This is a genomic window from Stenotrophomonas sp. STEN020, from assembly GCF_056760195.1.
Map to the genome: position 1 here is coordinate 1 of NZ_JBRREI010000014.1, position 19,879 is coordinate 19,879.

Sequence of the window (19,879 nt, forward strand, 5' to 3'; positions counted from 1 at the left end):
TTTTGTTTGGGGGGTTTAAAATTTTTTTTTTGTGGGTTTTAAAATTTTTATTTTTTTTTGTGGTGTTGTTAATGTCGCTAACGACATTCCGAACGCGCCCCACCGCAATGGACGGGCGTGTGGGGCTACGCCCCGGCTTGCTGCCGCAGGTTGCACGAAAGCGTGCCGTCCTCGACGCTGGCGGTTCGTCGCCTGTACGTCACGAAGGACGGTTCACCGACACGCCGCCCGGCCTTGCAATGGAGCTTCCACGCCACGCCTCACGCAAAGGGCCGCAAGCAGCAGTAGGGACGCTTTCACCTTGTCGCTGGGCATTGTCCTTGCCCGTGTCAGGGCGCAGGCCGGTGAAGCCGTCGCGCGGGGATGCCGAGTCGGCCATGCCTCCATTCGGGAGCGGGCGGCCAGTACGTCCTTGTGTTGTTGTGAATCCTGGCGGTGGCTGGGCTTCATGGCCGCAACCTTCCAGCGAAAACAATTCCCCCTGCGCTGCGCGCATTCCTCGCGGGACAAATTCTTTTCGCTTCCAGGTTCTCCACGGTGTTGCGACCGCTGCGCGGTGCGGCCAGCCCATCCCCCGCCGGACGGATCACAACAAGGACGCACTGGCGCGACCTTGTTCAACCCGAAAGGAGAAATCATCATGGCTAACATCGGCACCTTCACCGCAGAGAAAGACGGCTTCACCGGCCAGCTCCGCACCCTGACCCTCAACTTCAAGGTCAAGCTGGTTCCCAACGACAAGGGCGAGAACGAAAGCGCCCCGGACTTCCGCCTGCAAGCGGCCGGCCACGACTTCGGCGCGGCGTGGAAGAAAACCAGCGAGGCCGGGCGGGATTACCTGTCGGTGGCCATCGACGATCCTTCATTCCCGGCGACGGTCTATGCCCGCCTGATCGAAGGCGAGAATGACACGCACGACCTCATCTGGTCGCGCAGCAAGCCCAAGGCGGCCTGACGGCCGCCCACCGCGCCCCGCCCATTGCGGCGGGGCGCGGTGCTGCTGATCGCAGCATCGCACGCACAGGGTTTCGGCAGTTGCCCCATGTCCCGCATGTCCAAGGCCAGCATTGCATTGGTGATGGTCGAATGGCTCGAAGCCCGTGGCAGTAGGAACAGCATGGCGTGTCGGCGCATTGCGCCGCCGGGCTTTCGGGCTGCGCCCCATGCCGCCAATGGCGTCATGTCCATTCGGCTTCAATCCCTCACGCCTTCGCGCCTGGCGGCGCTGCGCGCTCCGCTTGCGGGCATTCAGACGCGCTAGGGCGCGTCGCGCTCTTTCAGCACGGCCTCGAACTCCTGGCGCACCCGCGCCAGCAGTTCGTCGGCCTTGTGCGTGTCGTCGCCGGCGTAGGCCAGCGTCAACAGCGTCAGCGGATGCACTTCCATGACCTCGCACAGCTCGGTCAGCTTGTGCAGGGTCGGACTTTTCAAGTCGCGCTCCAGCGTACTCATATAGGTGCGGCTGGACACGTCGGAGAACGCTTCCTGGCTCAAGCCTCGCGCCTTCCTGACTGTCCGTATTGCCGTTGCCAATGAGTGTTTCGCTGTCACTAACTTGGTTTCCCCATAAAAACCAAGATGACAGCCCATTGCGCCCTATAGGGCTACAATCTATAGTGTTCATTCATGGCTGAAAGGCCCGCTTTCGTGCTTTTACGGAAATCCGCAGATGCGGATTCCGACAGAACCGGGGAATCGCATCCGTGTCTTTCCGGCTTCCGACAATTCCGCTTCGGCGCTTCTGTTCTTCTACGGATGCGATGGCTTGCACATCGGTGCTTCCACACGAATGCACGGATGCGTTTCGGCAGTTCTGCGCTTCGGCACCAAAGCGCATTCGCGCATCGTCGGTTTCGTGGAGAAGCTGCCCATGACCCTGCCGCTTGTCACCGCTGATGAACGCGCCCGGCTGCTGGCCCACGGCGCGGCGCTCGCCGCTGGTCAGCGGCTCGACCCGCTGCCCGTGGTGCGCTTGTTCACCCCGGACGCGCATGTGACCTGGCTGCTGGTGTCGCTCGACCCGGCGGATGGCGACACGGCCTACGGCCTGATCGACCTCGGTATCGGTATGCCTGAGCTCGGGATGGTCAAGCTGTCCGACCTGGCGGGCATCGTCGGGCCGCGCAAGCTGCCGGTGCGGCGGGATCGGTATTTCCAGGCGGTGCGCCCGTTATCGGAGTACGTCCGGCTGGCGCAGGAGAACGGCGCGATCACGGACTGATGAAAACCAGCGCGGCCTAGCCAGCCGGGGCGCATCGTGACTATTTCAATCTTGATCAAGACCGTGCAGGTCTGAATCCGCATTCTTGCACCGAAGTGGTGCGATCCTGTTGAAAACAGTCCTGATCTTGGGCGCGGGCTGCGGCACGGTGTTCGGTGCTGCGCGTCATTTTCCTGAAGGCGTAGCCGTCGCATTCAGACGATTTCCGCAACACGCAGAGCCAAATGGTCTTGACACCGACAGTTACAGCCTAACCAATTTTGATGACGACCTGATGGCATTTCGATAGTTCCCGCATCGCGGAAATCGTGGCGACGCATCCCAAACAGAGGGAGGTTTCGCCATGACTGATCGCAGCGCCGAACACTGGTATCCGACAGCGGCCTATCTCTACGTTCTGCACCTTGACGGCCCTGCGCTGGCGTGGGAATACCTGCGCCGAAATCCCGACTACCGCCGCGACTGGCTGCGCCGCCGCCGCCGGCCGGACACGGCGCAGGCGTGGGGCCTGCGCCTGCTGGAAGACCCAGCCCTGGATGCGCGCGACGCGCATCCGGCCTGGTTTCCCGATCACGATGCCGTCGTGCAGGTTTACCCGGACGATGACCCGCCACCCGAAGCCCATGCCTTCGAGTTCTGGCGCGTCCCTGGCCGCAAGCAACTGATCCACGACGGCAAGCGCCTGGTGCTGGTGTCGCATTGGCCCGGCTGCTGCCTGCGGCTCGCGCTCGCGCCGGGCCTGGAAGACGGCATGGCCTACCTCTACGCCACCCGCGCCTGCGCCACGCCCTGCGCGCGCTATCGCACGCTCGCGTCCGAGCTGGACGCATTGGCCGTGGCCACGGTTGCCACGCCTGCGGCGGCGGCCCGTTCCAGGCCCACGACGGCCGCGGTGCTGGAACTGCACACCTTGCAGACGCTCGACGCGACCCTGGCGGGCGCGTCATTGCGCGAAGTGGCCGAAGGGCTGTTCGGCGCCGATGCCGTCGCCGCCGACTGGCACAAGGACAGCGCCTTACGTGCCCGCGTGCGGCGGCTGGTACGTCGTGGCGATGCGCTGATGCGTGGCGGCTATCGCCGCCTGGCACAGCTTCCGCCGCCGTTGCAGTAGGGGGGGACGTTTCGCGTCCCCCGTAGATCGTCCCTTAGCAAGCAGCCTCGCTTTCTTGAAAGTGCCTCTAACCGGCCGCGTGGTGTGGCCGGGCTTGATGGAGGTACATCCCATGCGACCCGCTCCCTTGCGGCCTGCCGCCGCTGCTGTCGCTGCGCCTGCGCAGCCCCAACGCTACCTGACCAACGACGAAGCCGCCGAGTACCTGCGCCTGTCGCCACGCACGCTGGAGAAACAGCGCGTGATCGGCGGCGGCCCGAAGTTCCGCAAGTTCGGCCGCCGCGTCATGTACGCGGTGTCCGACCTCGATGCCTGGGCCGACCAGCGCAGCTACGAGGCGACTTCCGACCCGGAATATGCCGAACGCCACGCGGGCGATTACCGTGATGGCCGCTGATCGCTGGCGCGTGGGTGGCCGTCGCCATGTCCAGCCCGCCAGGGCAAGCCTTGCAGCGCGAACAGCTCGACCTGTTCCGCGCGCTGCCGGGCGACATGGCACCCCGCGACAGCCAGGACTTGATGGCCTTTCCGTTCTTCTCGCTGGCGAAGTCGCGGCGTACCGCGCCGATCGACTTCCGCGCCGGCGGCATCACCATCCGCGTGGAGGGTACGCAGGAGCACGGCATCGCAACGATATGGGATGCCGACCTGCTGATTTGGGCCGCCTCGCAGATCGTGGAGGCGCGCGACGCGGGCTTGCGCCCGTCGCGCTGGATACGCGCCACTCCCTACGAGATCCTGCGCTTCATCGGGCGCGGCACGTCTCTCAACGACTACCTGCGCCTGAAAGCCGCGCTCGACCGGCTGCAATCGACCACGGTGGCCACGTCCATCCGCGAAACCACGGGAAGGCGATTGCATCGCTTCTCGTGGATCAACGAGTGGAAGGAACTGGCCGATGCCAGCGGCGTGCCGCTGGGCATCGAACTGATCCTGCCGGACTGGTTCTATGCGGGCGTGCTCGATGCCGCCTTGGTGCTGACCATCGACCCAGCCTATTTCCGCTTGAAGGGCGGGATCGAGCGCTGGCTGTACCGCCTGGTGCGCAAGCACGGCGGCAAGCAGCCGGGCGGCTGGCAATTCGACTTCCGGCACCTGCACCGCAAGTCGGGCAGCGCTGCGCGCTTCTCCGACTTCGCTTACGACCTGCGCGTCCTGGTGGCGCGGCAGTCGCTGCCCGGCTACGTCCTGGGCATCGAGCGAATGCCGGACGACGGACAAGAACTGCTGACCTTCCGGCCCGTGCTGCACACGGCACGGGGATAACTCGTGGAAAAGGTGTGGACGGCCTCGTGCTATCAGGAGTACCGGGTATCGTGCTATCGGGAGTACGCCTATCGTGCTATCAGGAGTACGAAAACGCCGGAAAGCCAATAACGGCGCGGGTTTGCGGCCCCTCTAACTTCCCTAACAAGAAATACATAACTTTTAGTAGAAGCGCGCCGTTTCGGTGGACAACCGAGAAACGGCACGGCGAACAGCGTTTTGCACGGCAGGTAAAGCCCGGCTTTCCAGCAGGGAGGGCCGCGCCATGATCCTCGCTCTGCTCAACCAGAAAGGCGGTGTCGGCAAGACCACGCTCGCCACGCACATCGCGGGCGAACTGGCGATGCGCGGCCAGCATGTCGTCCTGCTCGATGCCGACCCGCAGGGTTCATCCCTGGACTGGACGCAGCGCAGAAGCCAGCAAGGCTTGCCACGGCTGTTCAGCGCCGTGGGCCTCGCACGCGAAACGCTGCATCAGGAAGCGCCAGAACTCGCCAGGCGGGCCGATCACGTCATCATCGACGGGCCGCCGCGCATCGCCGCCTTGGCGCGCTCCGCGCTGCTGGCGGCCGAGCGCGTGCTGATCCCGGTGCAGCCCAGCCCCTACGACCTCTGGGCCAGCTCGGAAATGGTTTCGCTGATCCGCGAGGCGCAGGTGTTCCGGCCGCTGCTCCGCGCGGCCTTCGTCATCAACCGGCGCGTCAGCACCACCATCATCGGGCGCGAGGCGCGGCAATCGCTCGCCGAACAGCCGCTGCCCGCGCTGCGCTCGGAGGTGCATCAGCGCATCGTCTTCGCCGACAGCGTGGCCGCTGGCCGGCTCGCACGCGAGACAGCGCCCGACAGTGCCGCCGCCCGCGAAATCACCGCCCTGGTGGACGAACTGCTGCGGTGGCCGACATGACAGCGCAGCAGCCACCCAACAGCAAACGCACGGGCAAGCGCGTCGGCATCGGCGCACGTCCGCCCGCGAATCCGCACGCCGAGGCGTGGATTCGTCAGGGCGATGCCGACGCGCTGGGCAAAGGCGACCTCTACACGGCCCGCCTCACGCTCGACATCACGCCCGCCATGCGGGCGCGCATCAAGGTGTCGGCCTTCACGCAAGGCGTGACCGTGGCCGACCTGCTGCGCGGCCTGCTGGAGCGGGAGTTTCCGCCGGAGAACACACCATGAACGCATTCGCTTGGCCTGCCGCGAACGCGGCACCGGCTGCGCCGCTGCCTGCGCTTTCGGCACTCGCCGGACAGGCCGGCAATGTGCCGCTGACGCGCGTTTCGCTGGCCTACCTCGAACATCGCTTCAAGCTCTACCTGCGCTTCGGCGAACCGGCGCGCACGCTTCAGCTCGACCGCTGGCGGCGCTGCGCGGTGTTCCTGCCGGGCGCGATGCTCTGCCGCATCCGCTGGCAGGCCAACGACTACGGCACGATCCGCTGGCAACTCATGGTGATGCAGGCTTGCACACCGCTGGACGCGGCGCAGCGCATCCCCGGTGTTCAGCCGGGCGCGCGCTTGCTCCTACACACCGAAGGCGATGCCAACGTGCGCGCCGTGCTGGAGCGCATCGACGGCATCGAGGCGCTGGGCATCGCTGCCATCGACGTGTCGCCGGCGTACTGGCGCACGCTGGGCAACCGTCTTGCGGCTCGCCTTGCGCTGCCCGAATACACCACCGAGCGGCATACCGCCTGGCTGGCCGGGAAGGTGCTGCCATGACCGCCCCGACCACCACACCCAACGCGCCCGACGTGGCGCCGCGTCCTCGCTCACGCCTGCGCGCTCGCATCGTGCTGGCGACACTGGCCGCCATCGGCTTCGCTGCGCTGGCCTGGGCGGCTTTCGTGTCGCCGCTGCCGCGTCTGACCTACAACCCGTCCGACAGCGTGGCGGTCGGCTGGTATCGCATTGACCCGTTCGACCCGCGCACCGCCTCGCTGCCACGTCCGTTGTCCGTGGACAGCATCGTGCTGGTGCCGCTTCCGGCCACGGCTGCCGCGCTCGCTGCGCAGCGCGGCTACCTGCCGACGCGCGTTCCGCTGCTCAAACGTGTGGGCGCGGTCGCGCCGCAACACGTCTGCATCGTCGCCGGTCAGGTACGCATCGACGGCGTGCCTTCGGCCGCCGTACTGCCCGCCGACCGGCTGGGCCGGGCGCTGCCGTCCTTGCAGCTTTGCCGCCGCCTTGAACCGGGCGAACTGCTCCTGTTGAGCGTGACGAATCCAGCATCGTTCGACAGCCGCTATTTCGGCCCGGTCAGCGCATCCGCCGTGATCGGCGTTGCGCATCCGGTGTGGCCGGAGATACGCCCATGATGGCCGCCGATTCGCTGCGCTCTGACGTGCCATCGGGCATGTCGTTCTGCTGGCTGCTTCAGTGTCGCTGCGCCTGTCGTGCCGGTGCATTCGCACCGCACGTCGCGCAGCATCCGGCGCAGCCGTCCAACGTTCAGGCGTCTTGCCTCGAACGCGCCCGGCCTGCGGCCATTGGCGCTTTCGCCGGCGCGCTGTCTGTTCACGCAGCAGCGCCGCCGGGCCGCCGTTGCCTGGAGCGACAGCGAAGGGCAAAGGCGGAAGGCAAGACAAAAGGACGCGGCACCTGGCCGCGTCGAAAGCCAGTCAGCACATGGGGGGAACGCGGCACGGAGCGGCTTCGCCACCGTGCCGCGTTTGGCGCGAGGGTCGCGCCAATGCTGGCATGTCCGCGTGCTTCGCACGACAGGACACGCCCAAGCTTGCGGGGAGCGCAGCCATGACCGACAGCCGCGACGACGACTTTCGCGTGCGCCCCAGCGCCCCGAAGAACCGGGGCAAGGGCCAGGGGCAGAGCTTCGTTTCCAAGGTGCTCAAGCAGGCCGGCAAAGCCAGCAGCGGCAAGTCGGCAGTACGCCGTCCTGGCGCGGCTGGCACCGGCCAGCGGCCCGGCTCTCGGCTCGGACGTGGCCACACGGCGGCGCGCTTCGCCGGGGCGAAGCTAATGCCCATGTCGCGGCGCGTGACCATCAAGACCTTGCTGGTCAATCACCAGCGGGCCAGCCCGCAATCGCTCGCCAAGCACCTGCGCTACATCGAGCGCGACGGCGCGGGTCGCGATGGCGAACCGGGCCGGGGCTACGGGCCACAGGCCGACGAAGCCGATCTGGACGCCTTCAAGGAACGCTGCGCCGACGACCGGCACCATTTCCGCTTCATCGTCTCGCCCGAGGACGGGGCCGAGCTGGACGACCTGCGCACCTACACCCGGCATCTGGTGAGCCGCATGGAAGCCGACCTGGGCACGCGGCTGGATTGGGTGGCGGTGGATCACTGGAACACCGACAACCCGCACACCCACCTGATCGTGCGCGGGCGCGACGACACCGGCAAAGACCTCATCATCGCGGGTGACTACATCGCCCACGGCTTCCGCCATCGCGCCGCCGAGCTGGCGACCGAGTGGCTGGGGCCGCGCACCGAACTGGAGATTCAGCAGACCTTGAGGCGCGAGGTGGAACAGGAGCGGTGGACGAGCCTGGATCGCACCTTGCAGCGCGAGACCGGCGAGGATGGCCGGGTGCATGTCGAACGGCTCAACGAGCCGAGGTTGCAACGCCAGCGCCTGCTGCTGATCGGCCGCCTGCAACGCTTGCAGCGCCTGGGCCTAGCCGACGAGGTGCAGCCCGGCACCTGGGCCATTCATGCCGATGCCGAGAAGACCTTGCGTGCCCTGGGTGAGCGTGGCGACATCATCCGAACGATGCAGCGGGCCATGAGCGGCCAGCCGCGTGAGCTGGCGGTGTTCGAGCCGGGCGACGATGGTCGCAGCCTCATCGGCCGCGTGGCCGCGAAGGGGCTTGCCGATGAGTTGCACGACCGAGGCTATCTGATCATCGACGGCACGGACGGTAAGGCCCACTACGTTGCACTGAACGCCCGCGACGAACTGGCGAACTATCCCACGGGCGCTGTGGTAGAGGTGAAGGGTTCGACTGAGGTGCGCACGGCCGACAAGAACATCGCCTCGCTGGCGAGCGATGGCCTGTACCGCACCGATCATCACCTGGTAATCGAGCAGGGCCGGGCTACGCCCGGACGCGACCCGCAGGAAGTCGTCGCCGCTCATGTCCGGCGGCTGGAAGCCCTGCGCCGGGCTTGCATCGTGGAGCGCGTGGCCGAAGGGCTATGGAAGGTACCGGACGACCTGGCCGAGCGTGGCCGCCAATACGACGCGCAACGGCTGGGCGATGTAGCCGTAGAGCTGAAATCACACCTTCCTATTGAACGGCAGGCCCGCGTCATCGGCGCGACTTGGCTTGACCAGCAACTGATCGGCGGTGGCCGTGGGCTGGGCAACTTGGGCTTTGGCGGTGATACCAAGCAGGCCATACAGCAGCGAGCCGATTTCCTCGAAGAACAGGGGCTGGCACAGCGCCGCGGGCAGCGCGTCATCCTCGCGCGCAACCTGCTGGGCACGCTACGCAATCGGGAACTAGTGCAGGCCGCGAAAGACATTGCGGCGGAAACCGGCCTAGAGCATCGCCCGGTGGCCGACGGGCAGCGCGTAGCCGGTATCTACCGGCGTTCCATTATGCTCGCCAGCGGGCGCTACGCGATGCTCGATGACGGCATGGGGTTCAGCCTTGTGCCGTGGCGGCCGGTAATTGAGCCGCGACTGGGACAACAGCTTGCCGCAAAGGTTATCGGCGGAAGTGCCTCTTGGGAACTTGGACGAAAGCCCAGTATCGGTATCAGTTAGATATCAAGGGAAGCTGAGTACCAGGCGCAGTCTGCTTGGCTGCTGTGATTCTTCTTAGAGATTCAATCAATGCCATAAACTCCTTGGATTGCCTCAGTGCTTCGCCTCCCGCAGTTTGCAGGTCCAAGACATCCGTAGCCTCGATCGTGAAGGCTGTGGGCACGCGCAGCAGCGAATGCCGGATCTTGTCGTCCGGCACGTCGTTCAGACTTACGCTTACTACGTAGATTTCTGCGTCGGCCGCAAAGGGGCTGTCCGCTTGGCCACGGGTGCGGACAATCTCGGAACGCCAGTGTTGCAGGTCGTCGTTAAGCATGGCCAGCGTCACCTGGGTCTCGCGAGCGCCGGCACCGAAGATCAGCGACTCAAGTACTTGCGTCGTGCTGGGAACTCGGTCGCTACTGTCCACTCTCTCGCTCAGTCCTCGTTCGGAGTTCACCGTCACCAACACGAGTCGGCGCAAGCTTCCGGGCTTGACCTCCGAGAAATTGGCGCTCATTGAGCCCGAAGCTACTAGCCGGTCTAGCATCAGACGTACGCCGAGGTTGTCGGAGACACCACCGTCCACGAGGTGGATATAGGGCCGATCGTGCGCATTGAGGTAGCTGTCTATGCCGCTTTGCAGGATGCGTGATCTGTAATTTTGCCCTCTGACAGGCAAAGATCGGAGAGGCGGCGGACAGGTATTGGCGTTGTTTCGCACCGTTACGGGCGACAGCACCAGCGGTACTGCCGACGAGGCCGCCACCGCGAAAGACAGCGGCGTTGCATCGAGGTCGGAACAGATTAGCCGGAATTGCTCGGTGGTGAAATCGAAAGGGGCACCGGTCGTGAGGTCGGTTGCCGTGATCATCAGTTCGGGCGCGCCCGGTCGTCGGCGCACGTCACCAAAGGTGCGGCCTTCAAAAAGTTCGTCCAAGCGTTGAGCCAGGATCTGGCTGCGCCCAAACCAAGGTGAAGTTAGTCTATAAAGACGCTCAGGCCACAGAGCTTCACGTATGAGTCGCCCCTCAAAAGGCACAAGCAGAAAATCCGGCTCGAAACGAGTCAGCGTGGCATCGCCGAAGGCCGCGAAGTGCGCGGCAAGGATGCTGCCCCCCGACACTCCGCTGACCAGGAACACCTGATCCAACAGAGTGGTCTCCTGGCCCTCTAGCGCGAAGCGTGTGGCCTTGAGTTCGCGCAGCACGCCCAGGCCGAAGGCCGCCGCCCGAGCGCCCCCGCCTGACAGTGTCACCGCTACAACCACCGGTTGGTTGACCTCCGACGGCCTGATGCGTTGGTCGTTCTCGGCGAGAGACATTAAGGCGGCGTCGGAAAGTGTCGGGTTGATCCAAGGACGGTAAGTGGAACACCCTGTCAGAACTACCGTTGCCAGCACACCGGCCAAACTCCATCGTGTGAATTTACACACCTCCAGGCGCTTTACCTCTGCAAGCAGCACCACGCAGCGTTTCGAATAGACAAGAACGAGAAACGCCGGCAATTTTGCGACGAAGCAGAGCCACTCCAGAATGCTGCAGACGTTACAAGAACGGCACCCTACGAATCCCCTTGATGAGGCTCCTCGCGATCCGCGCGAAGTTATGGAATAGCAGCTATTCACGAGCCAGCACTTCTCCAAGCGCTATTGATCCGTTCAAGGCAGGTGGTGATTGCAGACTTTGCATGCCCGAGCAGTGTGTAGGAGCCTTTGAAATCCGCGAGAGCGTTGCCGTGCTCGAAGCAGCTAGCAGCAGCCACCCGACGATCTGTTTGTTCATCTACTGCCTCAAACTCCAAACTAGCTCCCCCAGTTGTCACTGGTCCAACAAGCAACGTCGTTAGGGTGTTGACTGCTCTATTGGGCGTCTCAATGGTCGTAATTGCCACACGCACACGTATGCGGCCTGACGATGCGGGAGCTTCGGACTTAGTTTGGAGATGTCGCAGTTCACTGTTGACGTGATCGAGAAGCTCTCGCACTTGCTCAGCTTCAAGCCCACCTATGCGTCCAGTTGCCGTCACTACCTGAGCATCCTCGACTAATATTTCCCGGTAACGACTGGGTTCAAAGCCTGGCGCCTTGAAGAGCAGAACATTTTCGTACTTCGTTTTTCCCAATACATCGTAATCACCAAGAAACCCTGATCGAGTCATTCCGTTTGAAGCACAGCCAGATAAGGTTGCCGTGAGGCCTGCCAGCAGCACAAAATGGATTAATGAAATAGGGCGTTTCATATATATTTTCATTTATCCCATTTTCAGACAGACGATGCCAGCAACAACCAGCGCAATTCCAACCCAACGTATCAAGGAGGCGGTATCGCCGAACACATACACGCCCACGAAAAACGCGCCCAGCGAACCGATGCCGGTCCAGACCGCATAAGCTGTTCCTATGGGGATCTGTTTAAGAGATAACCATAGGAAAAAGCCGCTGGCTGCCATACAGGCAACTGCAATCGCCGGCCCCACGTAGCGCATCGCTGCATTGGCCGCACCCATCTTGAGGCCTAGTGGCCAACCGATTTCGAACAGGCCGGCAATCAGTAGAACCAACCATGGATTCCATGACAACGGGTTCATATATTTCTCCAAATCTATTCAGTGAAAATTGATTATCAAAGCATCAAAGCATCAAAGAATAGGCAGTAGGCGGTCAATTCGCTCTGCTTCTGATTTCTTCTTAAACTCTCTGATGGCGAGAATCTGTCTCCCCGATCTCTCCGGCCACGAGAGAGATCGGGGGAAGCGTGTGGACAGTTACGCTGAGGGATCAGACCGGTTGCACTGGTTGTTGTACCGCCTCGTGACTCCGTTTGCTGCCCGGCCACTTCATTCCGAACAGCACCTCGTAGAGCAACGGAATCAGGCCAAGCGTCACGAGCGTGCCAAGTGCGAGACCACCGATCATGCCGATGGCCATGCCCTTCCACAGCGGCCCCGCAAACAACATCAGGGGCACGAGACCCGCGATACAGGTCACCTTGGTCATCACGATTGGACGCAGCCGCTGCATCGCAGCTCCCACCAGGGCTTCATGTCGGGCGAGACCTTCCGAGAGGCCGTGTTCAATTTGTTCGAGCAGAAGAACGGCGTTGTTGACGATGATTCCGAACAGCGCAAGCACCCCGAATGTCGCCATGAAGCTGAAAGGAGTGCCTGTTGCCTTCAGTGCAATCACGACCCCAATCAACGTGAAGGGAATCGTTGCGAGAATCACGATCAGCTTGCGGAAGGAGTTGAACTGCCAGATGAATAGCAGCAACATCGCCAGAAGAGCGAACGGCATGTAGTGCGTGAGCGATGCATTCGATTCAGCCGATTCCTCAATTTCTCCACCAAGCTCTATGGCATAGCCTGCAGGTAGTTCAATTGCGGCGATCCGAGGTGCGAGGTGATCCACGATCTCTTGCGCGGTGTATGCGGTGTTCTGCCCCTGAACTGTGACTGTACGAATGAGATTGCGGCGCTGGATCACAGACGGCTCGCTAGCGAGCGTGACATCGGCCACTTGCGCCAGGGAAACCGGCTGGCCACCCGACGCTGGATAGATGGTCGTCGAACCAACGTCCGCAGTGCTGCGCCGATCATTGGACGTCCCGCGCATCACGATTGGCACGCTGGTATCGCCATCTCGGATCACAGAGATCGACTGGCCGATGTAGCGGGTGCCAAGCCAGGCAGCTATGTCGTCGGTGGTGACGCCAGCACGTCGCGCACGATCTTGATCGACCCGAACATCGAGACGGCCGACACGGGTATCCCAGTTGTTCTTGATGTTGGCCGTACCTGGCAGCTCCCGTAGCGCGGACTCAATTTTCGCCGCCGCATTCATCAGCACCTCATGATCCGGCCCACTGACCCGGTAGACGGCTGTGCCGGCTTCGGTAGTGCCTAGCGAGAACCGCTGAGGCTCTGCGCGTACATCTCCATGATGCTGCGCGAAGTAAGCCCGAGTTCGGGCAATCACGACGTCAATGTTGGTGCCTGCCTTGACCGTCACGACAAAGTACGCGATGTTCGATGCTGGCAATGGGGGATTGAGCCCAAGGATGAAGCGCGGCCCACCGTCAGCGACGTAGCCAATGTGATCCGTGATTTCGGGGTTGATTTCTTGATCACCGAGCCAGCCGCTCACTTCCTTCACTTTGGCAAGAGTGAGCCGTGAATCCGTTCCAGGGGCGAGCTGCACCGGTATTTGGAATTGAACTCGGTCGGACTTCGGCAAGAAGTCGTATGGCAGTGTCGTGAATCCGTACAGAGCTACGGCCAATGCACCCGTCATCACACCAACGTAGATCGCCTTGTGGTCAAGCACCCACTCAAGCAACTTGCGATAGCCGCGATAGAAGCGTGTGTTGTAGGTTTGCGCGTCATTCGCCGGTTGATGATGCACTTTGGTGAAGTGGTAGCACAGCAGTGGAGTGACGGTCAGACACAACAGCCAAGATCCGAGTAACGTGAGCGCGAGGACAATGACGAGAGAGCGCAGATACTCACTCGTCGCACTCTGGCCGAAGAAGAACGGGGAGAAGGCGATGACGATAACCAATGAGGACGTCAGCAGCGGCAGTGCGAGGGTACGACCCGCTTCGAGACAAGCCTGTTTGCGGTCTTCACCGGCTGCCAAGCGCCGTTCAATGTCTTCGGCAATCACGATGCCGTTGTCTACCAAGAGCCCCAAAGCGATGATGATGGCTGCCATCGAAACACTTTGCAGCTCGATGTTCAGCGCGCGCATCACGATCAGTGCCCCCAGAATGGTAAGCGGCACGATCATCCCGACGATGAATCCTGTGCGCCATCCCAGGAAAAGGACGACGACGCCGAGCACGATGACAATCGTTTCGATCATCACCTGGTTCATCTTGCCCATTTCACGTTTGACGACGTCTGCCTGGAATGTCACATAGGAGAGCTCGAAACCTGCGGGCAGAAGTTTCTCAAGCTCGGCCACACGGGATTTGAGGGCTACGCCGAATTGCTCCACGTTCTGGCCCGAGGTCATGGACACTGCCATCACTACGGCAGGCTGGCCCTTATAGACTGCAGCAGACTCGGGAGGATCTGCAGGTTGTACCTGCACGCGCGCAAGCTCTCCCAGTGAGATTGAAGGAGCAGGCGAAGCACCGCGCGCACCCTGAGCTTGCGCCATCATGATCGGCAACGCGCGCAGCGAAGCGGCGTCGCGAACCTCTCCACTAACAGCCAGCGAAGCGTTGATGCCACCGATGGCGATTTGCCCGCCTGAAAGCACGACGTTTTGTTTAACGAGTTGATCGATCACCCCTTGTGGGGTCAATCCAAGCTGGGCTAGTTTTGGTCGATCAAATTCGAGATAGACGCGCTCTTCCTGCAAGCCGTAGAAGCTGATGCGATCAACGCCGGGAAGCGCGTATAGGCGATCGCGCATCTCTTTCAACGACACACGCATTTCGCCCATGGAGTAGCCCGGCGCGGTCACCGCAATGGAGGCCACGGCAACACGGCCGAAGTCGTCGTTGACAAATGGCCCCAACGTACCCTGTGGAAGCAGAGGCTGAGCATCGGCAACCTTCGCGCGAACGCGCTGCCATATGGGGGCTAGGTCGGTGTACCGCTCCCAGATCGTGACCTGTATGACGGCCCCGCCCGCGCGAACGGTTGTGGTTACACGCTTGACCTCGGCCAGCTCCCGCAAACGCTCCTCGATCGGACGCGCGATCAACTGCTCAACACGTTCGGCTGGCATGCCAGGGTTCAGAACGGCAACAACCGCATCTCGAATCGTGACCGATGGCTCTTCCTGCGAAGGGAAATTGAGAAACGTGGCAATGCCGGCAACAAGAATGATGACCGCGGCAAGGTAGGTGAGTCTGCTGGCGCGCAGCGCCATTTCTGTGATCTTCATAGCGAAGTCTTCCTGTAGCGGGTCAGCGTCCGGCCAATTGGGTCGTGGCCTTGAGTGGGGTGACTTGTTGCTCGTTCGTCAGCCAACTCGCGCCAGCCGCGACTACCATCTCGCCGCGCTTCAGGCCGCCCACAACGCGAACGTTGTCGCCGCCTGGCTCGCTCTGGAATTGCACTTCCCGGCGGTGCACCTTCTTTCCGGTCACGTCATATACAAACACTGCGGCTTGTCCTGCTTTCTCACTGAGCACCAGTGCCGAATAGGGAAGCATCAGACGATCTGGTGAGGCATCCTTCGCTTCCGGTGCCTTCAGCAATACTTGAACGGCAGACCCGGGTCGAAGACTGCGCGCAAGAGTAGCATCTTGAGGAACGAGCACGACAGGTAAAAGTGAGCCATTTTCAGCACGCAAGCCGATGCGTTGTACCGAAGCACGAACGGGACTTGCTGACTCGCTCAGGCGCAGTTCGGCGACCTGCCCAATTTTGATATTTGCCGCCTGGGTCGTCGATGCAGTCGCAAGGACTTCTACGCCGCTGCGTAGTCCATCCACTTGAAGCACCGGCGCTCCGGCTGCAATATCTGTGAACGGCAGAGCGAGTTTCTCCGCGACGACGCCGTCGAATGGCGCATGAATGGCGGCCCCCCTTCGCGCACGCTCGGCAAGGCCGAATGCGGCCTTTGCATTGCGCACCTGGCCTTCAGCTGCAACCAACTGTGCTTTCACACTCTCGAATGCAGCCGGGGAGATTACGTTGCCCTCAAGCAGCCCCCTTTGCTGCGTTGTCTGCACGATTCTGTCTGCCAATGCGGCTTCCGCAGCAGCGAGTGTCGCCCGAGCCTGTTCTAGGCGGAGTTGCTCGGGCTGAACATCCAACTCAGCCAGAAGCTGTCCGCGAGAGAAGCGATCTCCCACGTCCACATGAAGCTTGCTGATACGCCCGCCAGTCTCGAACCCCAAGGTACTCCGCTCACTGGAGCGAGCTAGACCACTCAATTCAATGCGATTGGCCACAGAACCTACATCCCCCACCGTGAGCAGCTTGACCGCTCGCGGTGGATCGGAAGCAGGCTCCTTCTGACTACCACAGCCGGCAAGCGATGCGAGCAGAACAAACGCGAGGCCGACTTTCTGCATTTGCCAGGACTGGGATTTAAAGGGAGTGCAAGACACGGGAAGGCCTTTCATCAGCGTTTATCAATAGGGGTGAGTTCCAGTTCGCCGCGGGCGAGCGCCTGGAGGGTGTGCATGAGTCGAGAAAGGTCTTCGGCAGCAAACGTCGGAAAACCCATCATTTCGGCGAGGAAGACTCCGTCCAAGGCAAATAGAACGATTCCGGCGATATCGGTGCCGCGTGGAGATTTGCTCGCGTTCTCGTACTGCCTGCGGTACCAGCCGCGCACAGGCTCAAGCAGCGTGGGGTCTTCAGCCACGGCCGCCAGCAATGCAGCGCTCATCTTTTGCATCCCGCCGTCAGGCATAGCCGAGACCTGGCTGGATAGCCAAGGGTCTGGATCGCCGACGAATGGCAGCTCTCGCTCTTCCTGCCCGCCATTAAACGCCGAGACCTGGTCATCAATAATCGTGAGGAGCAGATCGCGCTTGGTCTTGAAGTGGTACAGGAACGCACCTTTGCTCATTCCTGCCCGTGCAACGACCGCGTCAAGCGTTAGGTGCCCGGCACCTCCCTCCATGACTACGTCACGCGCAGCTTGAAGGATGCGCTCCCGTGTTTGTTGCGCTTTCTTAGAGATGGAGGGGGCTTCAGCGCCGTTGTCCGCCGAATGCGACTCCTCTGGGCTTGATTTCATACGAGTTGCCATGGTGAAACTCCAAAGATGCTTGATTTTTGAACCGTCTGGACGGTATAGTACACGCCATGAACTATGCCCGTCAAGACGGCCTCCTCAATTCACAACCTAGTGGCTCAACATGTCCGATCCCTACGCCCGCCGCGGCCTTACTGCTGTTGCATTCCTATCGATCACGCTTCTCGCCGCGTGCAGCCACTCGCCTCACAGGGTGGAGACATCACGCGTTGAGGTTCCGGCCAAATTCATGAACGAAGCGGGTCTGGCTGTGCAGCAGGTGCCAGCACAAGCACTCCCGGCCGAGTGGTGGACGGCGTACGGTGATCCGCTGATTGACGCGCTGGTGCGCAACGCGCTGGAGCACAACACCGATCTCGCTATTGCAAGAGCGCGGATTGATGAAGCTGTGGCGATCACCCGACGTACACGCGCTTCAATGTTCCCTAGCTTGGCGCTCACGCCCCAAGCAACGCGCGCGCGCGACTTTTCTTTGGCACCGACCATCAGCAGCGATGCCAGGCTTCCGCTGTCGGCTTCATGGGAAGTTGATCTAGCGGGCCGCCTCTCGCATGCCGCTGATGGCGCACGGATGGACGCAGTTGCTGTCGAACAGAACTGGTTCGCGACACGTTGGCAGATCGCCTTTGAGACAGTGTCCGCTGCACTGCAGCAGCGGCAGGCGGCAGAGCTGGAAGATCTGGCAAAAGAGCGACTTCAAGTCGCCGAGCGCCTTGAGCGTCTGACAGAGCAGAAGTTCAAGGCAGGTCAAGCTACGGGCTTTGACATTGAACGCACGCGTTCCGAGGTCATCGCCCTCCGGGTGGAGCAAGAGCAGTTGCGACGCGTACGCGGCGAAGCAACGCATGCCTTGGATGTGCTCGTTGGCCGGATTCCGGGGGCGCTTGGCAGCGGTCCTGCGCTTGCCTCTCTCACCATGCCCGATTGGACTCCCAGAAGCGTGCCAGGCGAATTGCTGCAGCAGCGCCCCGACGTCAGAGCCGCGCAGGCGCGTCTTGCAGCGGCGACGGCGCGATGGAACGCAGCAGAAGGCGAGCGGTTCCCCAAACTTGTGCTCGATTTGAGTGGTGGGCGCCAACGCTTCGAGAACAACGGAACACGTGTGGCAGGGAACATTTTCTCTCTGGGCTTGGGTGTGACGCTTCCGATCTTTGACGGTGGAGCAATACAAGCGGGAATCGACGAGGGCTCAGCACGCAGTCGCGGCGCACAGGCTGACCTGGAACGCACGGTTTTGCTTGCGCTTCAGGATGTGGAGAACGCTTATCTGGGCTGGCAGACCCAGCGGACTTCTCTGCAGCATCAGGTCGATGGTCTTGTCGTCGCTGATCGACTCCTTGACCGCAGTCGACGCCTCTTTGAGGCGGGACAGGTGGATGCGACCGTTGTTGCAGAAGCGGAGCGTGGCACCTTGTCCCAGCGAGCGGCTCTGGTCCGTGCTCGCGCCGACGCAGCCGTGCAATGGGGTGTTCTCGCTAAAGCGCTTTCTGGTTCGCCAGAGCATGTGAATCTGCAATCTTCACCCTGAGTCCTTGAGTTGGAAGAACGCAGCATGGCAGCGAGTTTTAAATACTGAATAGATCGACGATTAGTAGGGGACGCATGGAAATTCGACATCTACGTTGTTTTATGGCGCTCGCCGAGGAACTTCACTTCGCTCGCGCCGCTGCGAAACTGCATATTGAGCAGTCCCCACTGTCTCGCACGATCAAAGAACTCGAAGAGGAGTTAGGAGCACAGCTCTTTATTCGGAACACGAGAAGCACGCGTTTGACACGAGCTGGGTTGATGCTCATGGAGCACGCACCTCGGGTGTTCGCATCCTTGCAACAGGCGCGGGACTGCGTGAAGGCAGCAAAAAATGGCTTTCATGGACAACTCCGCGTCGCCTTGTCAGACGGCGCAACACTACTGTGCTTACCAGCCCTATTGGCGTTGTGTCGCGAGGAGGAGCCCGAGGTTGAGATTCGCTTTTTTGAGGTGCCACTATCCCAACAAATCAAAGGATTGCACGACGACCTGTATGACGTCGGCTTTGCACAGTCCGACGACGTAGGTGATGGAATCGTCGCACTTCCCGCGTGGACTGACACGCTTATGGTGGCGCTGCCAGCTCGGCATCCGTTGCTGGCTCTTAAGCGAATTCCATTGGATGAACTGCTGCGCTACCCGCTAGTGCTATCTGATCCTCAAGTGTGCGAGGGCCACGCCAAGCACATTGAGCGAGTACTTAGCCGGGCTGAAATGCAGCCTCTAGTTGCCGAGCGGGTTACCACTTTCGACCTGATGATGGCGTTGGTATCTGCCGGTTTTGCACTCGGACTTACAGGGGCTGCACACATTGCAGCCTCCCGAGAGCCAGGAGTCGTGGCGAGGCCGCTTTCGACACGCGTACCACCTTTGACGACCTATCTACTCAGACTTGAAGGCGATCCGTTTGACGAGCTTGCGCGCTTCATTCAGCGAGTACAGGCCATCGAATTGCCAGAGTTTCTCAGGTCAACAAAAAGCCGAAATCCCGATCTTCCGGAGGAATTGATGCCATGAGACTCGCCATCACGCTCGTCGCTGCAATGCTAGTCGCATGCGGTCAATCTGATAAACCGCACAAAGCCACTAGTGCAGAAAAGAAAACCCCGACAGTAGAAGAGCTGGTGGCAGACCCGGAACAGCTCAAGAAGTTGCGCCAGCAATGCAAGACGGATCGGCCTACTTTGGGCGAACTGCTTTGCAACCGGGTAGCGGAGGCAACACGTAAGCGGTTCTACGGTGACGGAAAAACGCCATACACACCGCCCAAAGAATCCCCCAAATTCTGAAATTCAGCAATTCAGCAATTCAGC

At 61.6% G+C, this 19,879-nt stretch carries 21 protein-coding genes; 14 read left to right on the top strand and 7 right to left on the bottom strand.

The features are described from left to right. Nucleotides 1-640: 640 nt before the first annotated feature. On the top strand, nucleotides 641-955 hold the full coding sequence (locus tag ACVOLZ_RS08035; RefSeq protein WP_004883051.1) for a DUF736 domain-containing protein: 315 nt from the start codon (nucleotides 641-643) through the stop codon (nucleotides 953-955). An 87-nt stretch (nucleotides 956-1,042) separates the two neighbouring features. After that, nucleotides 1,043-1,261 carry a hypothetical protein gene (locus ACVOLZ_RS08040; protein ID WP_103790875.1) on the top strand — a complete coding sequence of 73 codons (219 nt, stop codon included), beginning with the start codon at nucleotides 1,043-1,045 and terminating at the stop codon, nucleotides 1,259-1,261. Here the strand turns inward: ACVOLZ_RS08040 and ACVOLZ_RS08045 are convergent. Further along, nucleotides 1,258-1,590 carry a helix-turn-helix domain-containing protein gene (locus ACVOLZ_RS08045; RefSeq protein ID WP_004883052.1) on the bottom strand — a complete coding sequence of 111 codons (333 nt, stop codon included), beginning with the start codon at nucleotides 1,588-1,590 and terminating at the stop codon, nucleotides 1,258-1,260. The genes ACVOLZ_RS08040 and ACVOLZ_RS08045 overlap by 4 nt on opposite strands. A 79-nt stretch (nucleotides 1,591-1,669) precedes the next feature. Here ACVOLZ_RS08045 and ACVOLZ_RS08050 point away from each other — a divergent pair, with 79 nt between their 5' ends. The 9 genes from ACVOLZ_RS08050 to ACVOLZ_RS08090 all read left to right on the top strand — a co-directional run bounded on the left by ACVOLZ_RS08050 (nucleotide 1,670) and on the right by ACVOLZ_RS08090 (nucleotide 9,331). Beyond that, the gene (locus ACVOLZ_RS08050; protein WP_004883053.1) at nucleotides 1,670-2,221 is read left to right on the top strand and encodes a DUF2958 domain-containing protein; all 552 of its coding nucleotides are present in this window, start codon (nucleotides 1,670-1,672) and stop codon (nucleotides 2,219-2,221) included. A 343-nt stretch (nucleotides 2,222-2,564) separates the two neighbouring features. Further along, nucleotides 2,565-3,332: a DUF2285 domain-containing protein gene (locus ACVOLZ_RS08055; RefSeq protein ID WP_004883055.1), complete on the top strand. Its 768-nt coding sequence runs from the start codon at nucleotides 2,565-2,567 to the stop codon at nucleotides 3,330-3,332. A gap of 112 nt (nucleotides 3,333-3,444) precedes the next feature. After that, on the top strand, nucleotides 3,445-3,729 hold the full coding sequence (locus ACVOLZ_RS08060; protein WP_004883058.1) for a helix-turn-helix transcriptional regulator: 285 nt from the start codon (nucleotides 3,445-3,447) through the stop codon (nucleotides 3,727-3,729). A gap of 14 nt (nucleotides 3,730-3,743) precedes the next feature. Beyond that, nucleotides 3,744-4,598: a replication initiator protein A gene (locus tag ACVOLZ_RS08065; RefSeq protein WP_028699137.1), complete on the top strand. Its 855-nt coding sequence runs from the start codon at nucleotides 3,744-3,746 to the stop codon at nucleotides 4,596-4,598. Between the two features lie 265 nt (nucleotides 4,599-4,863). Next, nucleotides 4,864-5,502: a ParA family partition ATPase gene (gene parA, locus ACVOLZ_RS08070; protein WP_004883061.1), complete on the top strand. Its 639-nt coding sequence runs from the start codon at nucleotides 4,864-4,866 to the stop codon at nucleotides 5,500-5,502. Further along, nucleotides 5,499-5,774, top strand: a complete 276-nt coding sequence (locus ACVOLZ_RS08075; RefSeq protein ID WP_004883063.1) for a hypothetical protein — start codon at nucleotides 5,499-5,501, stop codon at nucleotides 5,772-5,774. The genes parA and ACVOLZ_RS08075 overlap by 4 nt, the downstream gene beginning before the upstream one ends. Continuing rightward, nucleotides 5,771-6,316: a DUF2840 domain-containing protein gene (locus tag ACVOLZ_RS08080; RefSeq protein WP_004883064.1), complete on the top strand. Its 546-nt coding sequence runs from the start codon at nucleotides 5,771-5,773 to the stop codon at nucleotides 6,314-6,316. Before ACVOLZ_RS08075 ends, ACVOLZ_RS08080 begins: the two co-directional genes overlap by 4 nt. Then, on the top strand, nucleotides 6,313-6,912 hold the full coding sequence (locus ACVOLZ_RS08085) for a S26 family signal peptidase (RefSeq protein WP_004883067.1): 600 nt from the start codon (nucleotides 6,313-6,315) through the stop codon (nucleotides 6,910-6,912). Before ACVOLZ_RS08080 ends, ACVOLZ_RS08085 begins: the two co-directional genes overlap by 4 nt. 436 nt (nucleotides 6,913-7,348) lie before the next feature. Then, on the top strand, nucleotides 7,349-9,331 hold the full coding sequence (locus tag ACVOLZ_RS08090) for a relaxase/mobilization nuclease domain-containing protein (protein ID WP_004883068.1): 1,983 nt from the start codon (nucleotides 7,349-7,351) through the stop codon (nucleotides 9,329-9,331). Here ACVOLZ_RS08090 and ACVOLZ_RS08095 read toward each other — a convergent pair. The 6 genes from ACVOLZ_RS08095 to ACVOLZ_RS08120 all read right to left on the bottom strand — a co-directional run bounded on the left by ACVOLZ_RS08095 (nucleotide 9,324) and on the right by ACVOLZ_RS08120 (nucleotide 17,030). Next, a complete protein-coding gene (locus tag ACVOLZ_RS08095; RefSeq protein ID WP_196636953.1) occupies nucleotides 9,324-10,778 on the bottom strand; it encodes a patatin-like phospholipase family protein in 1,455 nt (484 codons plus the stop codon). The two genes, ACVOLZ_RS08090 and ACVOLZ_RS08095, sit on opposite strands and share 8 nt — an antisense overlap. Nucleotides 10,779-10,933: 155 nt before the next feature. Then, on the bottom strand, nucleotides 10,934-11,563 hold the full coding sequence (locus tag ACVOLZ_RS08100; protein ID WP_023123863.1) for a DUF3313 family protein: 630 nt from the start codon (nucleotides 11,561-11,563) through the stop codon (nucleotides 10,934-10,936). Next, complete coding sequence (locus tag ACVOLZ_RS08105) at nucleotides 11,564-11,899, bottom strand: DMT family transporter (protein ID WP_004883073.1); 336 nt, start codon at nucleotides 11,897-11,899, stop codon at nucleotides 11,564-11,566. Between the two features lie 190 nt (nucleotides 11,900-12,089). Further along, nucleotides 12,090-15,206: an efflux RND transporter permease subunit gene (locus tag ACVOLZ_RS08110; RefSeq protein WP_004883075.1), complete on the bottom strand. Its 3,117-nt coding sequence runs from the start codon at nucleotides 15,204-15,206 to the stop codon at nucleotides 12,090-12,092. Nucleotides 15,207-15,228: 22 nt separating this feature from the next. Beyond that, the gene (locus ACVOLZ_RS08115; protein ID WP_023123862.1) at nucleotides 15,229-16,395 is read right to left on the bottom strand and encodes an efflux RND transporter periplasmic adaptor subunit; all 1,167 of its coding nucleotides are present in this window, start codon (nucleotides 16,393-16,395) and stop codon (nucleotides 15,229-15,231) included. Then, nucleotides 16,395-17,030 (bottom strand): TetR/AcrR family transcriptional regulator, encoded by a 636-nt coding sequence (locus tag ACVOLZ_RS08120; RefSeq protein ID WP_481515727.1) that lies wholly within the window; start codon nucleotides 17,028-17,030, stop codon nucleotides 16,395-16,397. Before ACVOLZ_RS08120 ends, ACVOLZ_RS08115 begins: the two co-directional genes overlap by 1 nt. 109 nt (nucleotides 17,031-17,139) lie before the next feature. On the opposite strand from ACVOLZ_RS08120, the gene ACVOLZ_RS08125 reads away from it, so the two are divergent. From ACVOLZ_RS08125 to ACVOLZ_RS08135, 3 genes are all read left to right on the top strand, one after another. Then, complete coding sequence (locus ACVOLZ_RS08125; RefSeq protein WP_028699135.1) at nucleotides 17,140-18,564, top strand: efflux transporter outer membrane subunit; 1,425 nt, start codon at nucleotides 17,140-17,142, stop codon at nucleotides 18,562-18,564. Between the two features lie 74 nt (nucleotides 18,565-18,638). Continuing rightward, nucleotides 18,639-19,583 carry a LysR family transcriptional regulator gene (locus tag ACVOLZ_RS08130; protein WP_004883081.1) on the top strand — a complete coding sequence of 315 codons (945 nt, stop codon included), beginning with the start codon at nucleotides 18,639-18,641 and terminating at the stop codon, nucleotides 19,581-19,583. Beyond that, entirely contained in the window at nucleotides 19,580-19,855 is a 276-nt protein-coding gene (locus ACVOLZ_RS08135; RefSeq protein ID WP_004883082.1) for an EexN family lipoprotein, read from the top strand. The genes ACVOLZ_RS08130 and ACVOLZ_RS08135 overlap by 4 nt, the downstream gene beginning before the upstream one ends. The last annotated feature ends 24 nt before the right edge of the window (nucleotides 19,856-19,879 follow it).